The organism is Ruegeria sp. HKCCA5463 (assembly GCF_013034175.1).
Classification (GTDB): Bacteria; Pseudomonadota; Alphaproteobacteria; order Rhodobacterales; family Rhodobacteraceae; genus Ruegeria.
Genome location: NZ_WQFL01000010.1, coordinates 1 through 18696 on the forward strand (window position 1 = coordinate 1; position 18696 = coordinate 18696).

At 62.6% G+C, this 18696-nt stretch carries 21 protein-coding genes; 3 read left to right on the forward strand and 18 right to left on the reverse strand.

Annotated features, from left to right (window positions below):
* Positions 1-158: 158 nt before the first annotated feature.
* Entirely contained in the window at positions 159-479 is a 321-nt protein-coding gene (locus tag GOW09_RS18455; protein WP_171119978.1) for a monooxygenase, read from the forward strand.
* A 149-nt stretch (positions 480-628) separates the two neighbouring features.
* Here the strand turns inward: GOW09_RS18455 and GOW09_RS18460 are convergent, their stop codons facing one another.
* From GOW09_RS18460 to GOW09_RS18480, 5 genes are read right to left on the reverse strand one after another with little or no spacing between them, the layout of a single operon-like run.
* Positions 629-1087 carry an SgcJ/EcaC family oxidoreductase gene (locus tag GOW09_RS18460; protein ID WP_171119979.1) on the reverse strand — a complete coding sequence of 153 codons (459 nt, stop codon included), beginning with the start codon at positions 1085-1087 and terminating at the stop codon, positions 629-631.
* Positions 1074-1649: a hemerythrin domain-containing protein gene (locus GOW09_RS18465; protein ID WP_171119980.1), complete on the reverse strand. Its 576-nt coding sequence runs from the start codon at positions 1647-1649 to the stop codon at positions 1074-1076. The genes GOW09_RS18460 and GOW09_RS18465 overlap by 14 nt, the downstream gene beginning before the upstream one ends.
* A gap of 2 nt (positions 1650-1651) precedes the next feature.
* On the reverse strand, positions 1652-2266 hold the full coding sequence (locus tag GOW09_RS18470) for a glutathione S-transferase family protein (protein WP_171119981.1): 615 nt from the start codon (positions 2264-2266) through the stop codon (positions 1652-1654).
* A 26-nt stretch (positions 2267-2292) separates the two neighbouring features.
* Entirely contained in the window at positions 2293-3129 is an 837-nt protein-coding gene (locus GOW09_RS18475) for an Ig-like domain-containing protein (RefSeq protein WP_171119982.1), read from the reverse strand.
* A gap of 7 nt (positions 3130-3136) precedes the next feature.
* Complete coding sequence (locus GOW09_RS18480; protein ID WP_216598321.1) at positions 3137-4378, reverse strand: hypothetical protein; 1242 nt, start codon at positions 4376-4378, stop codon at positions 3137-3139.
* Positions 4379-4634: 256 nt separating this feature from the next.
* Here GOW09_RS18480 and GOW09_RS18485 point away from each other — a divergent pair, with 256 nt between their 5' ends.
* Positions 4635-4982 carry a helix-turn-helix domain-containing protein gene (locus tag GOW09_RS18485; RefSeq protein ID WP_171120074.1) on the forward strand — a complete coding sequence of 116 codons (348 nt, stop codon included), beginning with the start codon at positions 4635-4637 and terminating at the stop codon, positions 4980-4982.
* A gap of 219 nt (positions 4983-5201) precedes the next feature.
* Here GOW09_RS18485 and GOW09_RS18490 read toward each other — a convergent pair whose 3' ends face one another.
* Positions 5202-6338 carry an acyl-CoA dehydrogenase family protein gene (locus GOW09_RS18490; RefSeq protein WP_171119983.1) on the reverse strand — a complete coding sequence of 379 codons (1137 nt, stop codon included), beginning with the start codon at positions 6336-6338 and terminating at the stop codon, positions 5202-5204.
* Entirely contained in the window at positions 6335-7510 is a 1176-nt protein-coding gene (locus GOW09_RS18495) for a CaiB/BaiF CoA-transferase family protein (RefSeq protein WP_171119984.1), read from the reverse strand. The genes GOW09_RS18490 and GOW09_RS18495 overlap by 4 nt, the downstream gene beginning before the upstream one ends.
* A gap of 85 nt (positions 7511-7595) precedes the next feature.
* Between GOW09_RS18495 and GOW09_RS18500 the strand changes: the two genes are divergently transcribed.
* Positions 7596-8492: a LysR family transcriptional regulator gene (locus GOW09_RS18500; RefSeq protein ID WP_171119985.1), complete on the forward strand. Its 897-nt coding sequence runs from the start codon at positions 7596-7598 to the stop codon at positions 8490-8492.
* Positions 8493-8608: 116 nt separating this feature from the next.
* Here GOW09_RS18500 and GOW09_RS18505 read toward each other — a convergent pair whose 3' ends face one another.
* From GOW09_RS18505 to GOW09_RS18555, 11 genes are read right to left on the reverse strand one after another with little or no spacing between them, the layout of a single operon-like run.
* Positions 8609-9586 carry an ATPase, T2SS/T4P/T4SS family gene (locus GOW09_RS18505; RefSeq protein WP_171119986.1) on the reverse strand — a complete coding sequence of 326 codons (978 nt, stop codon included), beginning with the start codon at positions 9584-9586 and terminating at the stop codon, positions 8609-8611.
* Positions 9586-11010, reverse strand: a complete 1425-nt coding sequence (locus GOW09_RS18510; protein WP_171119987.1) for a TrbI/VirB10 family protein — start codon at positions 11008-11010, stop codon at positions 9586-9588. Before GOW09_RS18510 ends, GOW09_RS18505 begins: the two co-directional genes overlap by 1 nt.
* A gap of 2 nt (positions 11011-11012) precedes the next feature.
* Positions 11013-11747, reverse strand: coding sequence for a TrbG/VirB9 family P-type conjugative transfer protein (locus GOW09_RS18515; RefSeq protein ID WP_171119988.1), 735 nt, complete (start codon positions 11745-11747; stop codon positions 11013-11015).
* 5 nt (positions 11748-11752) lie between these two features.
* Positions 11753-12433 (reverse strand): type IV secretion system protein, encoded by a 681-nt coding sequence (locus GOW09_RS18520; protein ID WP_171119989.1) that lies wholly within the window; start codon positions 12431-12433, stop codon positions 11753-11755.
* 17 nt (positions 12434-12450) lie between these two features.
* Positions 12451-13464, reverse strand: coding sequence for a type IV secretion system protein (locus GOW09_RS18525; RefSeq protein ID WP_171119990.1), 1014 nt, complete (start codon positions 13462-13464; stop codon positions 12451-12453).
* Positions 13465-13839, reverse strand: a complete 375-nt coding sequence (locus tag GOW09_RS18530) for a hypothetical protein (RefSeq protein ID WP_371732289.1) — start codon at positions 13837-13839, stop codon at positions 13465-13467.
* 59 nt (positions 13840-13898) lie between these two features.
* Positions 13899-14666, reverse strand: coding sequence for a type IV secretion system protein (locus GOW09_RS18535; protein ID WP_171119991.1), 768 nt, complete (start codon positions 14664-14666; stop codon positions 13899-13901).
* Entirely contained in the window at positions 14663-15775 is a 1113-nt protein-coding gene (locus tag GOW09_RS18540; protein WP_171119992.1) for a lytic transglycosylase domain-containing protein, read from the reverse strand. The genes GOW09_RS18535 and GOW09_RS18540 overlap by 4 nt, the downstream gene beginning before the upstream one ends.
* Entirely contained in the window at positions 15772-15981 is a 210-nt protein-coding gene (locus tag GOW09_RS18545) for a hypothetical protein (RefSeq protein ID WP_171119993.1), read from the reverse strand. Before GOW09_RS18545 ends, GOW09_RS18540 begins: the two co-directional genes overlap by 4 nt.
* Positions 15978-18371: a type IV secretion system protein B4 gene (locus tag GOW09_RS18550; RefSeq protein WP_171119994.1), complete on the reverse strand. Its 2394-nt coding sequence runs from the start codon at positions 18369-18371 to the stop codon at positions 15978-15980. Before GOW09_RS18550 ends, GOW09_RS18545 begins: the two co-directional genes overlap by 4 nt.
* The gene (locus tag GOW09_RS18555; protein ID WP_171119995.1) at positions 18346-18624 is read right to left on the reverse strand and encodes a VirB3 family type IV secretion system protein; all 279 of its coding nucleotides are present in this window, start codon (positions 18622-18624) and stop codon (positions 18346-18348) included. The genes GOW09_RS18550 and GOW09_RS18555 overlap by 26 nt, the downstream gene beginning before the upstream one ends.
* Positions 18625-18696 lie beyond the last annotated feature (72 nt).

The window sequence follows — 18696 nt, forward strand, 5'->3', positions numbered from 1 at the left end:
CCGGTGCCGCAGGTATTTTCACCGGCTTTGGCTGGTCGGATCCGGCATTCTTCGCCCTGCTCTCGGCTCTCTGCTTCCTGCAACTCCGCAAGGGCTGAGCCCGCCCCAATGCAACCTCAACCACACGTTTCTCGCAACTCCTCAAGAAGGACCAAATCATGAGCACTCAGAAAATCTGGGACATCCATCTGACCTACGATGGCCCCGTCACCGAAGATTTCCGCCAAGGCGCCAAACAGCTAGCCGAAAGCATCGCCCAGGAACCCGGCGTTGTCTGGAAAATCTGGACCCATGAGGCCGGCACCAATCACTTCGGCTCCACCTATCTGTTCAAAAGCCTTGAGCAACTGGAGGCCTACAAGACCATGCACATTCCCCGCCTGAACGCGATCGGCATCGAGGTCGTCAGCGACCACGTGTTCGACGTGATGGAAGAACTCAGCCAGATCAACCGCGCGCCAGTTGGGACAAGTTCGTAGACCGGCCCGCTGGTCCTGAGTGCCTCTCCTGACCGCAACAGGAGAGGCCTTCCAAATCCGGGTTCATTCTACAATTTCTTCCCGCCTGCGCCTCAATTGCGGCAAATAAACCTTGGTTCCAGGGCTAGAACGAACAAGTGGGGTAGCCGCTATTCGCCATCCCGGTAGTTTACAGCAAATGCCGACCCGTCCTTGGCAGCAATGGTCTCCATGCCCGGTATGACGTCGGTGTTGTGCGCAGCCAGGACGGTCCAGCCATTGGCCAGACGCTGTGCAAAGAACACCATTATTGCAAACCGGTCCTCAAGGGTTTCACCTGCCTTGCCAATCTGCCCTGCTAGCTTCCAGCGGGTGTGAATGATCGAGGTGTCGCCGCCAACCCGCCGGACCTTGATACCCCGGGCAGTAATCTCTGAGTGCTGGAAAAACGTACTGAGCCCGTAGGCGTGCGCTTTTTCAATGTTGACGCGGTTGTGCCACCACAGGCCAACCACGTTGACGAAATCAGCGTCCTCAGCAAAGAGGGCAGCCAGGGCGCGAGCGTCCCTGGCATTCCAGGCCTCGGCAAAAAGCCGGGGGATGTCATCCGGTGTTTCAGGCATAGGCATGCAGCACCGCCGGGATCAGGATATCTTCCTCGTCATAGGTATGCCGGTTCAGGATCTTGTTCAGAACTTTCGCCTGCTCCAGCGCCTTGCCGATCTGCGATTTGGAGATTTCCCCGCCACGAAGCAGGGCAAAGACCTGTTCCGATTGGTCCAGCGCCTGCTCCAGGACCTGGTGGTCGTTTTCCAGGAGGTCAATGGCCGAAGCCAGCTGCGGGAAGCGCCCCAGGAACCCGGGCAGCACATTGCTGTCCTCGAAGCTGTGATGGCCGTGAACATGCGAGACCAGATCAAGCCCCAGGCGGTTCATGCCGGTCAGGCCCATCAACTCCTGCGCGCTGCCCTCCGGCTCCACCAATACGACTTCCAGCCCGCCGATCAGTCGGGCACTGGCCTCAGAGATCGAGGCGTGAAGGCGCTGAAGATGCGCGGGCCAGCCAAGAAACCGGGGATCATCGTCCCATGCCGAACGGTCCGCTGGAAACAGGCCGTGCAGCAGGTCCGGGCCAATCCGGCCGCGCGAAGCAATGTGGTAGTCGGGTGCGTTGTAGTCGTAGCTGTGCATTGTCAGCTCAATCCCTGCGTCTTCATCGCAGCTTGCACGCCGCTGTCTTCCAGCATGGTTTCCATGAAGCGTTTCACCGGCGGGTAGTCCTGCCAGGGTTTCGGCGTGTGTGCCGTCCAGCGGACCATTGCAAAAGCATAGGGGTCGGCAATCGTGCGCTTGCTGCCTGCAACATGCGGGCCGCCGTCCAGCAATGTGCCGAGATGGCTCATCACCCGGTCAATCCTGGCGTATGCCGCTTCACGGACTTCATTCTGCGCGCCCTCGCTGCGGTTGACCGTGTACCGGTCCGGCACAAAGAAAGGCCAGAACGCGGGATGGAAATCGCCTGTCAGAAAGGCCAGCGCCTCATCCAGCCCGAATTGGCTGAGCGGATCCTTGGCGACGCCCAGGCCGGCCTCCGGGTATTTGGCCTCGATATACTTCAGGATCGCATCTGCCTGCGTCATGATACGGAAGCCATCATCCTTCAGCGCCGGGACCATTCCCATAGGATTGATCTTGAGATATTCCTCGGATCCGAGTTCGACCCGCTCTGCTTCGTAAGGCTTGCCCGTCCATTCCAGGGCGATATGCGGTGCCAGGGCACAGGTGCCGGGTGCGTAGTAGAGTTTCATGACCGGTGTCCTTTCCATGCAGCTCTTCAGTTGTTGCGCGGCTTGAAGGTGAGGCTTTCTGTCTTTTGTCCCGGCTGGCTGTAGCCATCGCTGTCCAGCGGCCGGTCGAACAAGCCGGTCAGCCTGTTTCCAGCGATATCTTCCAGCGTGGTATCCACCTCAATCCGGTAATTGGCGTTTGCCCAGGGATCGCGGGGTGTGAATATCCACTCCCGCTCATCCGGCCCAAGCCGCAGCGAGCCGCCGAGCTTTGCACCGGTTTCATCGGTTACCCGCACCCTGTAGGCCAGGGAGACGTGATCCATCGGGCCATTCAGTGTCACCAGAAGCGGCTCAGTTGAATCCGCCATGGGTGCCTGCACCTGCCATTTCGCCAAATCAGGCGCCTCGAAATCTGCTTTGGCGGCAACGAAGGTCTTCTTATAGCTGCGCGTTAACGTGCAGCCACTCCTGGTTTCCGCGCTGTTCCTGACTTGCAGCGTATAAGTCTTTCCCGGCTCCAGCGCCCGGCCCAGCTTATTGTGTGCAACCAGCCCAGTTTTTACCCGGCCCGGATCAAACAGCACCGTCAGCCTCCGGTCATCCGGCGACCAGAGATCGAATTTGTTCTCGATAAAAGCCCCCGGAACCACCTTGCCGTCTTCATCGAGCAGCACGACGGAGTCCCATATGCCCTCCCGTGCCATCGGTTCGGAGAAGTAGACATAGAAGCGCAGCAGGTTTTCCGGCAGCACATCAGCATTGGGGTAGACTTGGGTTACCCCGGCAGGACCTGGCACGCTTTCCTCGCAGGCCTGGGCCGCTGAACTGGCCGCAAGAAGCGCGGCCAGCCAGAGGGATGAAGTTTTCAGATTGCGGAGCATCTTCACTTTACCTTGCCAGATCAGCGTAGCCCGCGTCTGCCTTCAGCATGTTCTGGAAGTTGCGGAAAAACTCCTGCTCCTCCACATACTGATAGTCGGGGAAATTGTATTCGCTGACGAAATCGCTGAGCCGGAAGTAGGCGCCCTTGCGGAAGGAGACCAGGTCGACGTCGCCGGTATCCAGGTTGCGCTTGAGCGTAACCAGAAACTGCTCATCCTGATCATCGGCCTGCAGGACTGCCCCCAGCGGGCGGGCAGCGGTTTTGACCCCTGCGTCGCCCCAAAGCTCGGGGGACGACAGCCCTTCGCTTTTGGCAGCCTCGGCCAGGTCAGCCACCCGGATCAGATCGGCATCGCGTTCCTTGTTGATGACCAGCACATACTCTTCCGGCTGGAACTCCTCATTCGGCGCAGTGAAATGCAGCACCTCAAGCGGGGTGTTGCCATAGCCCAGTTCGGCTACGGTTTTGCCGGATACATGGGCACCATCAGCCAGATCGGAAGAGGGGATCGTGACCAGCGGTGTACAGGTGTAGGCGGCAACAACCGTTTTCACGCCATCCAGCTCGACCACGCTCATAGCCCGGATCGGTGCCCGGGTTTCGGTTTGATTGTGAACGGTATGGTAGATTTCGATGCTGGACGCGGAAGCGGTGTCGGTGAACGGGTATGGGATCTGCCGCAGGGTTGAGGCGAACTCTCCGGTCGACAGCCCGGCAGCGAACAGCGTGCCATCCACGAAATCAAGATCCGTGACGGTGAAGGTGGCAGCCGGAATGTCATGCCAGAAAGTGACGCTGTCATCGGGTGTGCCGTTCAGTTCCACCGACGTGCCCTCCAATGCGGCCAGATCCAGCGGTGTGATACTGCCATCCTGATCCACGCGCACAATCATCGGCGACTTGCTGCCGCCCGAGCGCAGGGACATCGAAATATAGGTTTCCTTGGAGACGGGATGCACAGCGATGTCGTGATAGCTGATGCTGTACGGATCAGCGCCGGTTGTGGCGGCCAGCCGGGCGCCCAGGCCAATCAGGTTGTAACTGCGTGATTCCGCTGCCGGGGCAGATTCGGGCAGCGTGTAGGCAAAGATCCTTCCACCGTCGGAGTCAGCTACAAACAGCGTATTGCTGTCGGCAAACTCCAGCACGGTGGTGGACTGAGGCGTTTCAAGCGCGGCAGCGCCTGTTGCAAACGACAGGGACAGAATTCCTGCCGCCAGGGCGGGTGAGGTGGATTTCAGTTTCATGGTGCCTCCAGGCAGGTCGTGGGCTGGCGGCTCCAAGACAGTTTCTGCCTTGCCGCCGCGCCCCAATTTAGCACCTATGGCCCAATGTGGTGAGTAGGAACACTTTGGATACTATTGAAGATGTCAGTTCGCTTCTGCACAGTGGCTGTTCATGACGCAGAACCCGGCGCCCTGCGAGGGAGCAAACCTTGGCAGGGAAGCGCAACCACGGGTACATTTCTGAAGCGGGGAGCTTAATGGGATGTTCGAAGACAAGATGAAGGATTCAAAAGAGGAAGATGCAGGTGCGCATGAATGCCCGGTCGAAACCGTCATCGAGATCATCGGCGGGAAGTGGAAGTGCCAGATCATTCATTTTCTGATTGGCGGCACCCGGCGGTTCGGTGAAATCCGCCGTCAAATCCCCGACGTTTCTCAGCGTGTTCTGACCCGCAAATTGCGGGAACTGGAAGCGCATGGAATCGTCATCCGTACAGTTTATGCAGAGGTTCCGCCCCGCACGGAGTATTCCCTTACGCCGACCGGGCAGTCGCTTGAGCCCGTAATGCAGGAGCTTGACCGTTGGGCACAGGCAAATCTGGGCAGTTCCGGTGGCGTAGTCTAGTTAGAATAAGCGGTGGCGAAACCGGGTGCGCCTGTTGAATGCCGCACTGTCCTGGCGCAACAGACCAGTGCCGTTGGCACAAAAAAGATCTTGGAAGGCTGTACGGGTTGCAGGCCAAGGCCAGAACCATTGCAACAGCCTTCACAATTCCTGTTCAGTTCACTCCGCTGGAGCAATTTTCGAAAACGGCGCTAACTGACATAACGCCCGCCTAAGCCGTTAGCTCAGCAGTTCGCGCGCAATGATGGTTCGCTGTATCTCCGATGATCCTTCATAGATCCGGAAGATCCGTAAGTCGCGCAAGTAGCGTTCCACCGGAAAATCGCGGGTATAGCCATAGCCGCCGTGAATCTGCAGCGCCCGGTCCGCAATGCGCCAGGCTGCCTCACTGGCATAAAGCTTGGCGAAGGCAGACTCAGGCGAATAACGCTCGCCGGTGCCCCGCTTGCGGGCGGCTTGCAGCCCCAATGCCCGCGCCGCGGCCAGCTCAGTGGCACTGTCGGCCAGCATCCACTGCAGCCCCTGGAAATTGCCGATCGGCTGTCCGCCGACCTCTCGTTCCTTGGCATAGGACACAGCTGCGCCCAGTGCAGCGCGCGCAATGCCAGTGGCCTGCGCGGCCACTTCGATACGGCCGTTATCCAGCACCTTCATCGCGGTTCGGAACCCAGTGCCCTCTTCGCCAAGCCGGTTTTCCGCCGGCACATGGCAATCAAATGAGATCGGGAACACATGGCCGCCGCGCAGACCCATGGTCTCCTCGTGTTTGCCGACCTCCACCCCGCCGGTCTTGCCGGGTTCCACCACAAAGGCGCTGACCCCGCGGGCGCCGGCTGCGCCGTCGGTCTTGGCATAGACCACGATAAAATCTGCATCACCCGCATTGGAGATGAAGCATTTGGAGCCCTTCAGCCGGTAGCCGTCGCCTTCGCGGCTGGCGGTACTGCGCATATCAGCGGGGTTGGAACCCGCCATCGGCTCAGTCAGCGCAAAGGCGCCAAGTGCCTCACCCGCTGCGGCGGCCGGCAGGAAGCGCTGTTTGAGCGTCTTCCCCCCGCCCAGCAGCAGCGAATCCGTTGCCAGGAAGTGCGCCGTCAGCATCGAGGCTGTGGAGCCGCAGGCACCTGCGATAGCCTCCACCGCGCCATAGAGAGCGGGCCCGGACAGGCCGATGCCGCCATAGGTTTCGGGCAGGTTCATCCCCATGATGCCCATTTCTGCCAGCGCCGCGCGGTGCAGGGTTGCAAACTTCCCTTTGGCATCGATGTCGGCGGCGGCCGGTGCCAGCACCTCGCTGGAAAACCGTTCAATCTGGCTGATGACAGCCTGCTCTTCGCTGTTCAGGTCGCCGGTCATTCGGCCTCTCCTTCCTGTAACTTTTGCAGAATTTCCTGTGTGTGCGCGCCCAGTTCCGGGGCCGCCTGCCGGTGACCTCTTGCCGCTCCACTGAAATGGACGGGCTGTTCCGGCACAGAAAATTCACCGAGAATGGGATGTTTCACCGGGGATGCCAGCCCGCGCGCCTGCGCCTGAGGCGAGGCCCAGGCTTCAGACACTGTACTCAGGGCCGCGGCTGGAATGCCCGCCTCTGTCAGGACCGTCACCGCATCCTGCGCGCAGCGCGCGGCGGCCCAATCTTCGATATGCCGGGCCAGGGCCGATTCATTCTGTCGCCGCAACACATCACTGGCAAAACGCTCGTCCTCCGCCAGATCCGACGCGCCAATGGCTTCTGCGAAACGGGCAAACAGCCGGTCGTTCAGTACCGCTACGGAAAAACTGCCATCTTTAGCCGGATAGGTGCCAAATGGCGCTGATAGCGCATGTTTACTGCCCGTCCGCTTTGGCGTCTCACCCGCCATCAGCGCCCGGCAGGCCGCCACCGGCATCATCGACACCAGCGAGTCATAAAGCGCCAGATCAACATGCCGCCCCCTGCCGCTGCGTTCCCGGTCAAACAGTGCCACCATCGCCCCAAATGCAGCAAACATGCCGCCTGCAACGTCAGCAAAGGCATCTCCGGCCATCATCGGCGGGCCGTCCTCGGCGCCGGTCATATCCATCAGCCCGCTCATCGCCTGGATGATGATGTCATAGGCCGGCAGCATCCGGTTCGGGCCTGTCTGGCCGAACCCGGACACAGACACATAGACCAGTTGCGGACACACCGCGCACAGCTCTTCTGCACCCAGTCCGAACCGCTCCATCACGCCGGGACGGAAGTTTTCGATCAGCACGTCGCACTCCGCCGCCAGCGCCCGCGCCGCTGCCGCGCCGTCCTCGGATTTCAGATCCAGAACGATGGATTTCTTGCCGCGGTTCACCGATTGGAACAGCAGGCTTTCGCCGTCCTTGAAGGGGCCGATATGGCGGTAGTCATCGCCCGCAGGGGGTTCGACCTTGATCACTTCCGCACCAAGATCAGCCATCAGTGCCGTGCAGTAGGGCCCGGCCAGAACGCGCGAGAAATCCAGCACTCTGACACCCTCGAGCGGCCTGTGGCCTGCCATTTTGTCATCTTCAAGCATGTATCCACCATCAATTGCTTGCTGGAGGATAGCGTCCGATAAGATATACTTGGAAATGCGATATGCATATAAAGGGTATTCTCAGTTGAATATACCATTGAACTTCCGCCAGGTTGAAATCCTGCTGGCGGTCGCGGACACCGGCAGCACCGCCGCCGCGAGCCGCGCGCTGAACACCTCGCAGCCCTCGGTTTCGCTGGCCATTGCCCGCTGTGAGGAGGTGTTCGGACAGAAGCTCTTTCTTCGCATCCCAGGGCGCGGGATGGAGCTGACCCCGTTCGGGCGGCACAAGGTCGCCCAGCTGCGCGAACTGGAAAAGCAAGCGCGTTGGGTACTGAGCGGCGGTGGCGGAACACCGGAATTCATGAACCTGGGAGTGTTTTCCACCCTCGGCCCGCGCTATGCCCCACGGCTGGTACGCCGGTTCCTGGACGACCGCCCGGACGCCAAAGTCCGTATCCTCGAAGGTGACCTGCAAACGCTGTTCGACTGGCTCAGCGAAGGCCGGATTGACATGGCGCTGCTTTACGACTTTGGCATTCCATCTGATTTTGTCATCACACCTCTGATGGCGGCGGTACCCTATGCCTTGCTGCCGCAGGGGCACCGGCTCGCGCAGCAGCCCAGCGTCAACGCCGAAGACCTGGCACAGGAACCGGTAATCCTGATGAACCTGCATCACAGCCGCGGCTATTTCCTGTCCCTGCTGCAGAATGCCAGAAGTCCAGTGCAGGTCGCCCACGAAACCAGCTCAATTGAAATGCTGCGGGCGATGGTTGCCAACGGATTCGGCGTTGGTCTGCTGGCCACCGATCTGCCCGATACCGCCTGCTATGACGGGACTCCGGTGGCCCGTGTCCCCCTTTCCGGCAGCCCCCCCCTTCATCAGATCGCTCTTGCCCATCGTGGTGCAGCTCTCAAACGGCCAATCCTCCAAGCGTTCACCGCCTTAGCAGAAGCCTTTTTCAATCAGCGCTCCTGAGCGTAACGCGCCACTTCGGCGCAAGGTCCCAACAAATTTGGACTTCAGTTTTCCGTCTTGCTGGCCGTTTGCAGCGGTGGCGGCCTTATTTCAAGGCGCTTTTGTGAAAATCGCCATCAGCCCGGCAGATAGAACTCCGTAATCCCCCGCTTCCCCTCGGTTCGCCCGAGCTGCACGATCACATCGATGGATTTCCGGATGTATTCTCGTACCTCGGCGAAAGTCAGCGGGGTCCCGGCCTGTAGAACCATTATCGCTAGCCGGTCGATGGCGAGCTCTGCGGTTTCGGCGTGGATGGTGGAAACTGACCCGCCATGGCCTGTGTTGATCGCCTCGAGATAGGTCAGGGCCTCGGCCCCACGCAGCTCGCTAACGATGATCCGGTCGGGGCGCATGCGGAGCGATGCCTGCAATAGTGCGTTGGCGCTGCGTTGCGACCCGGCACCTCGGTCGGCCAGGAGGGCGACGGTGTTCGGCTGGCCGGGGAACAGCTCAAAAGCGTCTTCGATGGTGATCAGCCGTTCGTGCTCGCCCACATAGGTCAGCAGGTGGCGGGCGAAAGTGGTCTTGCCGGTCGAGGTGCCACCGCTGATCAGGACGTTGAGCCGCGCTTCGACAAGGGTCTGCAATGCGGCCTCGAGGTTCTCTTCGGCGAGTGTGGCGATGTCTTTCATTTTCTTGGCGCGGAGGGCATCGAGCGAGATGGCCTTGCCGAAGAGATAGGCAGGGGCGTAGTCCCGAACGCTGCCTGAGGCGAAGAGGCGGATCGTGATCGAGGCGCCGCGATCGATAGCGGGCGGCACGGCGACCTGAACCCGAAGCGGGCGGCCGGCATATTCCACCTTTCCAGAGACGAGCGGGTTCTTTTCAGAGACGCGGGCCTTGGCATCGCCAACGATGGTCTGGGCCATGTTGAGCGCGGTGGTCCGGTCCACGGTCTGACCTTCGTGGCGCATGGTGGCGTCGCCTGCGACCTCGAGCCAGACTTTGCCGTCCGGGTTGATCGCGATTTCGACGACGTCGTCGCGCCTTAGAAGGTCGCGGAACGGGTCGAGATAACGCTCGAGGTAGGAGGCTGGTGACGCCTGCTCCATCAGTAAATCACCACATCCCGGTCCACGAGCACAGTGACCGAGGCACCCTGATCGACATAGATCGTGGGCGCGATCGACACCTGGTCGGCGATGACCGAGCCGACCGCATCCTGAAGATCGCTGCCGACATCGCCCAGGACGATGCTGGTCGTTTCATTGTTGGCGCTTTCCGCCGCCACGGCCGGTGCTGCCCCGATCACGGAAATCAGCGCCGCCCCGCCGAAGCGCTCGGCGAATTTGGTATCGACAAGGCCGGTGAGGCCAGAGCGGCCAAGCTGGTCCCCGCCCACGGCGGCGATTTCCATCGAGGTGCCGTCCGGGGTCAGGACACGGGTCCAGAGGATCAGGATGCGCTTCTGGTGCATCTCGATCCCGGAGCGGTATTGGCCAAAAAGGCGGGAGCCCCGGGGGATCAGGATCCGGTCCCCGGAAAACGCCGAAACCGGCTCGGAGACCACCGCAACCACTGACCCGGGCAGATCGCTGTTGATGGCGGTCTGGAGCGCGGCCTGGATAACCGAGCCCTGGGTCAACGTGCGTTCGGGATGGGTGAGGCGCGCAGCCTCCTGCACCTCGAGCGGCGGCGCACTCTGCAGGAACGCCTCATTGCCCGAGAGGACCGGCCCGCCGGTGCCAGCGGCAGCGGGATCGGCCACCGCCGCCCCGCTTGTGCCGCCACGTGGGCCATCGGCGTAGACCACGGCCGGCGACTTGATCTGTGCGGTCAGAAGCTCCTCGGCAACCCTCTCGGCCTCGCGCAGGCGCTGCTCCTCTTCCTGACGGCGGCGTTCTTCGAGCAAGCGCTGATCGGCGATCAACCCTTCGCGGTCGAGCTCGGCCTCGAGCCCCTCGCGCTGTGCGCGCTCGGCATCCAGCATGGCCTGCAGACCCTCGATGCGGGTCTCTGTCTGGCGCTGCAGGTTGGCGAGCTCGGTTTCCTTTTCGGTCAAGGTGGCTTCAAGCGCGACCTTCTGCTCGTCGAAAGCTTCGCGCAGGTCCGCAACGGCGGACTGGATTTCCGAATTCCGCGCGGCCTGGCTGGCGGCGAGGGCCTCGCGCAGCTTGGCGATCTCGACCAGCACCTCGGCGCTCGCTTCAGGGGCAGGGGCCGCGGGCACGTCCAGCGCCTCCTCGACGGCGATCAGCGCGTCATTAACCCGTTGCTCGGTCTCGTCGGGCGGGAACTCTAGCCGCCCGCCGGTGCCGGGGCGACGGTCCTGAAAGGTCTCGACGTCGGAGGTCTCAAGCGCACTTTCGCCCTCTTGCAGGCCGGTCGCCAGGAAATACGCAACCCCAGCTCCGCCAAGGGCGAGGGCAGCGGCGAGGGCCCCAACCCCGAGGCTGTTGCCCCGGCGTTTGGATTTCCCGCGCTGGCTGAATTGATCAAGGCGGTTCTGAAGGTCGGGAGGGGTTTGATCGGCCATGGTCAGTTGCTCACGTAGATTGCGCTCTCGTCGTGCAAGGCGCAGATCGCCTCGTTGCCGATGCGCAGCGTCCAGTAGGTGTTCACCCCGAGCACGCGGACGGTATTGCCTTGCTGGGTCCAATTGACCGTGCGTTCACGGCCCTGGTCGTCGGCCTTGAAGAGGGCGGGCTGGCGGCCATTCTCCGGGAAGACGAAATACGTGTAGCGCCCGTCGTCATAAATATGGCTGGGGCGGAAGTCGCCTTCGCCCGAGACGCGGTAGTTGTAATTGCGCGGGGCCTCAAACCCCTTCGGTTGAGAGGCACCCGCCGCGCGGCGTTCCTCGTCGGGGTAACGGAAGCGCACCTCGAAGAACATGCCTGTGCGGTTCGGGATCGAGCCCTCGCGCAGGTGGAAGGAATAGGTGCGGCGGTTGGTGATCAGCGTCATGTTGGTGGAGGCATTGGCCACATGCGGTTTGATCGTGAGCACATTGCCGAGCTCGGGGATCGGATCGACCTGGAAGCTTTCGGTGTCGCCGACAATCACCGCCTCGAACCTCTCCCCGGCCCCGAAATGAATCGTGGTTGAATGCCGAAGATCGGTCTCGATCCGGTAAACCTGGTTTTCGTTATAGACGGCGGTGCGGATGCGGATGTCGAGCGGGCCGCCTTGCGGTGTGGCCTCGGCGAGGGCTGCAACAGGAAGGGCAAGCGCTAGGAGAAACGTGGTGAGGAGCGCGGGCAGGGAATTCATTTGGGTCAGTTCTCCAGGGTCTCGGCGTCGACGCGGTAGGAGGTCACCACGAAGCCCAAGGGGTTGGCCCAGACGTCCTGAAGGCGCTGGCGGGTTTCGGGTTGGAAGTCGTAGCCGACAGTGGCCACGTAGGACCGGGTGACGGTGCGGGTGTCGCGGGGGCGGCGCAGCGTGCGGGTGAAGCGGACCTGGGCCACGCCACGCTCGATCTGGTTCACCGATTTGATGACCACCTCGATCTTGGCGTCGCGGCCATAGACGGTGATCGGGTAGTCCTCATTGGTGGAGGACCAGAGATCGCGCAGCGTGCGGGCGGCGTCGCCACCCGAGCGATCGAGCACCGAGTTGATGCGCTGCTCGCCGTCGGTCAGGTCATAGGTCTCTCGATCGTCGACATAGGCCACGAGATTGGCCTGGATGATGGCGTCACTTTCCGAGAGCGTCAGCGCCTGCACGGCGGCCACGCGATCCATCTCGCCGGTCTCCTTGTCGACCACGACCACGAAGGTCTCGGTGGATTTGAGCGGAAAGAGGCTTGCGCCCGCGACCATGCCTGCCACGCCGACCAGCACGCCTGCCGCCGCAACGAACCAGGCAAAGCGCTCGCGCCGTCTTGGCCCGTAGATGAAATCCGCCTCGAAAGCGTCGCGGTCTGGCGCGGGGGAACTGGTCACAAGCTTCTTCACGTCAGTCGTCTTTCACATCAGGGTTTGCGGAAAGCCTTGGCGGCGGAGAGGAGCGCGCCGGGGCTTTGCCGGATCAACTCGCCGGTTTTCACCACGCCCGCATTGGCCATCTGGTTCAGCTCCTGCGGGGACTTGCCGGTGACGAGACGCGAGGCGGCACCCGCGCCATACTCCCGCGTATTTACGAACCCCTGCCGCGCGAGGCCGGTCAGCCCCACGGCATTCGAGGCAATGCCGACAACCCCGGTGAGGTTGGAGGCGATGTAGGGCACCGAGGCCATGATCCCGGCGCTGAGGATCAGGATGACGAGGAAGGGCAGGATCAGGCTGACGGTCTCGACATCGCCGGGATCGGCGGAAGCATCCCCGATGGCCTCGGCGATGGCGACGATGATGCCCGCCGCGCCTGCGGCGGCGACGGGCATGAGCGCATAGCCGATGGTGGCGCGGGTCCAGGCCTCGAAGAGGGACTGGGTCGGCTTGAAGAGCGAGGTCACGATCATGAAGGGGGCGATGACAATCATCAGCGCGAAGACGATGCGGGCGAAGGCGATGATGCCGGCGGTGACGGCGGCAAAGACGGCGGAGAGGACGAAGAAGATGGCACCCAGGACCGCGCCGAAGACCCAGCCCGCGCGATCACCAATCGTGTCACCATAGGCGGTGATGCGGGCGACCATGTTGTCGAGGCTCTCATAGACCCCGGCCTCGTCGCCCGAGCCGGTGAGCGCGAGGATCGAAGCGCCGACGGAGTCGGGCACCCGCGTGACGATGTCATAGATGACGCTGAAATTGTCCCAGCTCTGCGCGAATATGCCCACGAGCGCGATCTTCATGCCGAAAGCAAAGCCGGTGCCGAAGGGCAGGGGGCGGAGCTGCATAACTGCGTTGATCCCGAGGAGCACGACGAGGAGCGCGGCCCCGGCGGAGATCACGTCGCCGACGGCACCCGCCGAGGAGGCAAAGCCGTCCTGTGCCACGGTATCCACCGCGGCGTCGACCTGGCTCAGGATGTCGCGAATGACCCCCATCTATTCCGCACAGGCCTCCACAACTTGCGCCTCGAGCGCGTCCGCCTTGGCGTAGAGCTCGAGCACGTTGAAGGGCAGACGCGGGTTGTCCGAGGTCTGGAACCGGGGCAGGGCGGTGAGTGCCTGATCCCAGGTGAACTGGTCCAGCAGGCAGGTGCAGCTCTCCGAGGCGAGGGCCTCCTCGGCGATCAGGATGCGCAGGATCGCGCGGTAGCCGTTGCGGAGATAGGCCGTTTCCGCCAGATCGGCGGGCGGTTTCGGAACACGACATTCGTCGGCCCCGTCCCGCGCGATGGCCATCGAGTTGAAGGGTGTTTCGCCGGAAGGGTTCGTGCTCGTGGTCTGGGCCAGCGCGGCACAGGTCAGGGCACTCACGACGAGCGCGGCGAGACAAAGAGATCGAATTGGTGCCAAGCTGAGTCTAATGGTTTGCCTCATGGGTCGACCGCCATCGACCGGAACTTGCGCTCGTCCGCGAGGGTCGCGGCATCGACGACGCCAAGCTGGCCGGCGCTGACGCCTTGCGCCGCTTCAAGCCGCCAGATCTGGGTCAGGATGATGCCAAGCTCGGCGGTGACGCGGGTGTTGAGATCGACGGCGGCCTTCAGACCGTCCTGATCGTCGATGAGCCCGACCATGGTCTCGAGCCGTTCGAGGCTTTGGCCTGCCTCTTCATGGCTTTCCTGCGCGGCGACGGAGAGCATGGCGCTGGCCCCGGCCGAGGTGGCGATGCGATTGTCGGCCGGATGATCGGAGACTGAGAGCGTGCTCAGGCGCTCCGAGGTGAAGCCGCTGCCCGAAAGCACGCGCTCGACAGAGGCCGAGAGTTCCACGCCGGGATTGAAGCCGCTCAGGAAATCGCCGCTGGCCAGAGATTGCGCGGTACTGAGGGGGGCGACCAGCTTGCCGCGGAGCGCGCGGAATTCCTCGACCGTGGCGAAGAGTTCGCCCAACCCGCTGCCTTCAATGAGCGAGGTCAGTTGCGCCTCGAGGTTGGTGAGCTGCGAGAGCTGGGTTTCCAATTCCAGCCGCATGGTCGCGAGTTGCTGCATCTGGACATTCAGATCCTCTGCCATGTGCTCGAGTTGCGCCACGAACTGCTGAAGTGCCGAGCCGTCGAAAGTTGGCACACCTTGGGCGGTGGCGGGGCTGGAGACCCCGAGCGTAGTGACCGCGGCTACGGTCAGGAGAAGCTGTCTCATTCGGGAACTCCCATCTGCATGAAGTCGCGCTCGGCCAGCCGGTCCGCGACGAGGTGCTGCGCGAAGGCTGCCTCACGCTGCTGGTTCGCAGCCATGAGCCGGACGCGGAGGTTGAGGATGCGGCCGATCTCGGCCTTGGCGTAGGTGTTGAGTTCCCAGGCCGCCTTGGCATTGGGTTGCGCATCGATCTGCAGGATGATCGCGCGGAGGCGGTTGATCACTTGTTCGGTCGTGGCCGAACTGTCGGCGGCGTAATAGACGCTGGCTTCGGAGATGCTGGCATATTCGGCCAGAGCAAAGTCCGAGGGCGAGAGCGTGTCGAGTGCATCGGCGCCTCCGACCACGGCCAAGTATTCGTTGTAGAACTTCGAGATATTGCGCACGTAGCCTTGGGTCTCAGCAAAGGGCGGCACGCCCCCGTATTCGATGACCCGACCCGGCCCCGCGTTATAGGCCGCGAGCGCATGGGGGATGTTGCCGAAGCGATTGAGCTGGGTGGTGATGTAACGCGCGCCGCCGCGGAGGTTGTCTTTCACATCATAGCGGTCGACTCCAAGATCGGAGGCGGTGCCGGGCATGAGCTGGGTCAACCCGTAGGCGCCGACCGGGCTTTCGGCGGCGACATTGAAGCGGCTCTCCTGCTTGATCAGGGCCTGGAAGAGGCAGCGCCATTGGGTAGCCGAGAGACCGGCGCGGGCCACACCGGGGGCACTCGCGAACTCGCCCGCGACCTCGACGATCATCATCTCGACCGTCTCGCGGCCTTCACCGAAAAGGCGGTTGTTCATCGGGCTCGGATCGGTATTGGGATAGACCGCCGCCACTCCAAAATCCGCGTTTCCTTCGAGCGCGCGGATGTCGAAGCCGGGGCCGGTGATGGCCGCCGTCATCTCTTCGAGGACGCGCAGCTGGTCGGCCTGCACATCGGCCAGCGTGGACTCGGTGCGGTCCTTGTCCTGCTGGACGCCCAGATCCTCGGCCAGTGCCGTCACCCGCGCGATGGCGCGGCCGATCGTGGAATTGTCCTGCGTCGGCACGCCCTGGGCATGCGCGGGCAGGGCACCAAGCCCAAGGCAGAGCCCCGCGGATATGATCGCGACGCGGCTCATTCCGGACGGGGCAGGGGTTCGAAGGTGCAGTCGTGCTTCGCAGCCTCTTGAACTGGTGCGCCCATTGTCGAGAACGACAGGGCGGACCGCGTCACCTGCGGCTCGCCATTGCGGCCGAAGCAGGGCGAGGTTTTCTCGGTGTATTTTTCGCAAGCGGCGAGCAGGCTCGCGGCGGCGCAAAGCGCGAGGAAAGGTTTCATATTCATAACACGTGTCTCCAGAAATCGGGGTGGGCGCGCCAATCGGCGGGCACACGCGCCTCGCCCGTGGCACCGCCGCCAAGTATGGGAAGGAGGTCGCCAAGTGCGGAGAGGTCCGCATCGACGAAGACGCTGTCGCCGGCCGAGCGCACGAGCGCGATGCGCTGGCCGATGGTGGGCTGGACGAGGAGGGCCGCCTCTTTGGCGTTCACGCGAAGGAAGTCGTAATCGGAGATGGTGGCGCGATCGTTCGGGAAGAGGATCTGGGTGGGCACCGTCTCGACGATGGTCTTGCCGACGCGGCTGTCGCGCAGCTGGCTTGGATATTGCGTCATCATGATGACGACGCAGTTCATCTTGCGTAGCGTCACCAGCCAGTTTTCGAGTCGCGCCCCAAAGTAGGGATCGTCCAAGAGCTTCCACGCCTCGTCGAGTACGATGATGGTGGGGCGGCGATCCTCGACCACCCGTTCGATCTGGCGGAAGATGTAGGAGAGCACCGCCATGCGCTCGGTGGTCATGTCGAGGATCTCGGTCATGTCAAACCCGACGATGTCGCCCGTGAGCTTGAGACCCGCCCCGCGTTCGGGTTCGTCAAAGACCCAACCGTAGCGCCCACCCGGCGCCCATTCGGCGACGCGGCTTTGCAACTCGCCATCATCGTCGAGCGACTGGAACAGGGTCTCGAAACTGGCGAAGCGCTGCAGGGCCGCGCCCGCATCGGCGTTCTGACCGACCGCGCTCTGGATATGGCGGGATTGCTCGCCCGTGAGGGTTCCATTGCGTGTGAGAAGTGTCGCAAGCCAATCCGAGAGCCAGGCACGGCCGCGTTCGTCGGTCTCGGTGGCGAGCGGATTGAGACCCGTGGGAACGCCCGCGCGGATTTCGTTGTAGCGGCCACCAAGGGCGCGCACGGCCATCTCGAGGCCGCGATCCTTGTCGAAGAAGAAAAGCCGCGCGCCGACCCGTTGTGCTTGGGCTGCGAGAAAGGCTGTGGTCAGTGTCTTGCCGGTGCCGGTACGGCCCAGAACGAGCGTATGGCCGACCGTGGGTTCCTTGCTTGGGTCTCCCGCCTCGTGGAAGTTGAACCGATAGTTCGAGGTGCCGACCGTCGGCAGGACCGAGATGGTCTGGCCCCAGGGCGACTGATCTGGACCCCGCCCCTCGACGCTGCCATGCAGGGCCGCGAAATCAGCGAAGTTGATCGAGGAGATCGGCGTCTTGCGCGCGCGGTAGCCGAAATTGCCGGGGGATTGTGCGAAGTAGGTGGCTTTCAGCGCCATGTTTTCGCGCACGATCACCGACATGATTTCCTGGCCGACGCGCTTGATCTGGGCGGCGGCCCGTTCGAGCATGTCGCGATCCGGCGCATAGACGGCGATGGAAAGGTGATGATCGCCAAAGGCGATGCGCCCCGCCTCCTGGTCGTCGGCAGCCTGGCCCAGCTGTTCGCGCAGGGAGACAGCGGCATCGTCGGAGGCATGCATCTGGCGGATGATCCGCTGGATGCGCTCGGCCATGATGTTGTTCGGGATCGGGCTGAAGGAATTCGTCAGCACGATGTCGAGAGGTAGGTCGAGCGTATCGAGCAGCGTGACGTCGGTGAAGGCCGGATAGGTCTTCATCGAGAAGAGTGCACCGTATTTGATCTGACCGGTCACGGCGTCCGTCAGGGTGACGACGTCGCCATCAAAGGTCGCGCGGCAGTTGCTCAAGGTATGTGAAAGGGGCAGGGCGCTTTGCCCGAAGGCAATGGGGGAGAAGCTGCCCGCATTCAAGGTGTTGAGATAGCCCAGCCATTCGCCACCTGACTTTGTGAGCCTCACCGGATTGGCCGAAGCAAGCGCCACCTCGAAGAAGCCCATGACCTCGTTCAGTTCCTGAAGGCGCGTTGCGCGGTCCTTGACCCAGGCCTTGCGGGCCAGCGCCCGCAGGAGGGGAATACGCGCGGAGATGTCGGGGCGCCGGATCACGCTGAGATAGAGTTGGCGCTTGGCCGGGCGCAGGTCTTTGACATGGGCCTGCCAGCGGGCGTCGATTGCAGCGGCGAAACTGTCTCCCTCGATGGGATGTATCCCGAGATCCTGTGGGACCGAGATCCGGTGGATGTAGAAGCCGAAGGCGTTGCCGGTCTGGGCGACGATGGCGGCAACCGCGCGTTTGAGCGCGTCGAGCCGGGCGTCTTCGCTGGTCATCTGGTTCAGACCATCAAGGCGCAAGGTCGCCATCAGATCGCCCTCGCGCAGGACCATGACATCGTCATCGGCGAGGGTAAAATACGGCAGGTGTTCGGCGAGATAGCTCTCCCGCGCGAACTCCGCGCCGCCCGCTTGAAGGAGTGCCGTTCCGTGAGTGGAAAGTGTGCCCGCATCAAGCGCCAAAGCTGTCGCCTCCATGCAGGGCCCGCTTCTTCGTCGGGCGGACGGTGCCATTGGAGACGCGCAGAACCTCGAAAAAATGCGGCTCGCGGTCTGCGACGAACCACAGGATCGGATAGGCGACGAGACCAATCAGGAAGAAGACCATCGACTTCGTCCAGATGAACGGCAGAACGACCCCGGTCGCCAGAACCACGAGGTACCCTACGGGCAAGCCCAGATACTTGGGCGGACGGGCGAGGCCCAGAAAGAGAGGGGATCGTTCTGCCACTTCGATGCTTCCCTGCTTAGCAATGAAAATGAATCCGCAGGTCGGCTCGAGGCAGCGTTTGCGAAGCACAAC

Bases quoted from the DNA above. Each gene is read 5' to 3' on its own strand.
- GOW09_RS18455 (WP_171119978.1), top strand. From the start codon at position 159: ATGAGCACTCAGAAAATCTGGGACATCCATCTGACCTACGATGGCCCC.
- GOW09_RS18490 (WP_171119983.1), bottom strand. From the start codon at position 6,338: ATGACCGGCGACCTGAACAGCGAAGAGCAGGCTGTCATCAGCCAGATT.
- GOW09_RS18460 (WP_171119979.1), bottom strand. From the start codon at position 1,087: ATGCCTATGCCTGAAACACCGGATGACATCCCCCGGCTTTTTGCCGAG.
- GOW09_RS18470 (WP_171119981.1), bottom strand. From the start codon at position 2,266: ATGAAACTCTACTACGCACCCGGCACCTGTGCCCTGGCACCGCATATC.
- GOW09_RS18510 (WP_171119987.1), bottom strand. From the start codon at position 11,010: ATGGCCGATCAAACCCCTCCCGACCTTCAGAACCGCCTTGATCAATTC.
- GOW09_RS18525 (WP_171119990.1), bottom strand. From the start codon at position 13,464: ATGGGGGTCATTCGCGACATCCTGAGCCAGGTCGACGCCGCGGTGGAT.
- GOW09_RS18465 (WP_171119980.1), bottom strand. From the start codon at position 1,649: ATGCACAGCTACGACTACAACGCACCCGACTACCACATTGCTTCGCGC.
- GOW09_RS18475 (WP_171119982.1), bottom strand. From the start codon at position 3,129: ATGCTCCGCAATCTGAAAACTTCATCCCTCTGGCTGGCCGCGCTTCTT.
- GOW09_RS18515 (WP_171119988.1), bottom strand. From the start codon at position 11,747: ATGAATTCCCTGCCCGCGCTCCTCACCACGTTTCTCCTAGCGCTTGCC.
- GOW09_RS18545 (WP_171119993.1), bottom strand. From the start codon at position 15,981: ATGAATATGAAACCTTTCCTCGCGCTTTGCGCCGCCGCGAGCCTGCTC.
- GOW09_RS18550 (WP_171119994.1), bottom strand. From the start codon at position 18,371: ATGGAGGCGACAGCTTTGGCGCTTGATGCGGGCACACTTTCCACTCAC.
- GOW09_RS18540 (WP_171119992.1), bottom strand. From the start codon at position 15,775: ATGAGCCGCGTCGCGATCATATCCGCGGGGCTCTGCCTTGGGCTTGGT.
- GOW09_RS18495 (WP_171119984.1), bottom strand. From the start codon at position 7,510: ATGCTTGAAGATGACAAAATGGCAGGCCACAGGCCGCTCGAGGGTGTC.
- GOW09_RS18505 (WP_171119986.1), bottom strand. From the start codon at position 9,586: ATGGAGCAGGCGTCACCAGCCTCCTACCTCGAGCGTTATCTCGACCCG.
- GOW09_RS18485 (WP_171120074.1), top strand. From the start codon at position 4,635: ATGAAGGATTCAAAAGAGGAAGATGCAGGTGCGCATGAATGCCCGGTC.
- GOW09_RS18535 (WP_171119991.1), bottom strand. From the start codon at position 14,666: ATGAGACAGCTTCTCCTGACCGTAGCCGCGGTCACTACGCTCGGGGTC.
- GOW09_RS18480 (WP_216598321.1), bottom strand. From the start codon at position 4,378: ATGAAACTGAAATCCACCTCACCCGCCCTGGCGGCAGGAATTCTGTCC.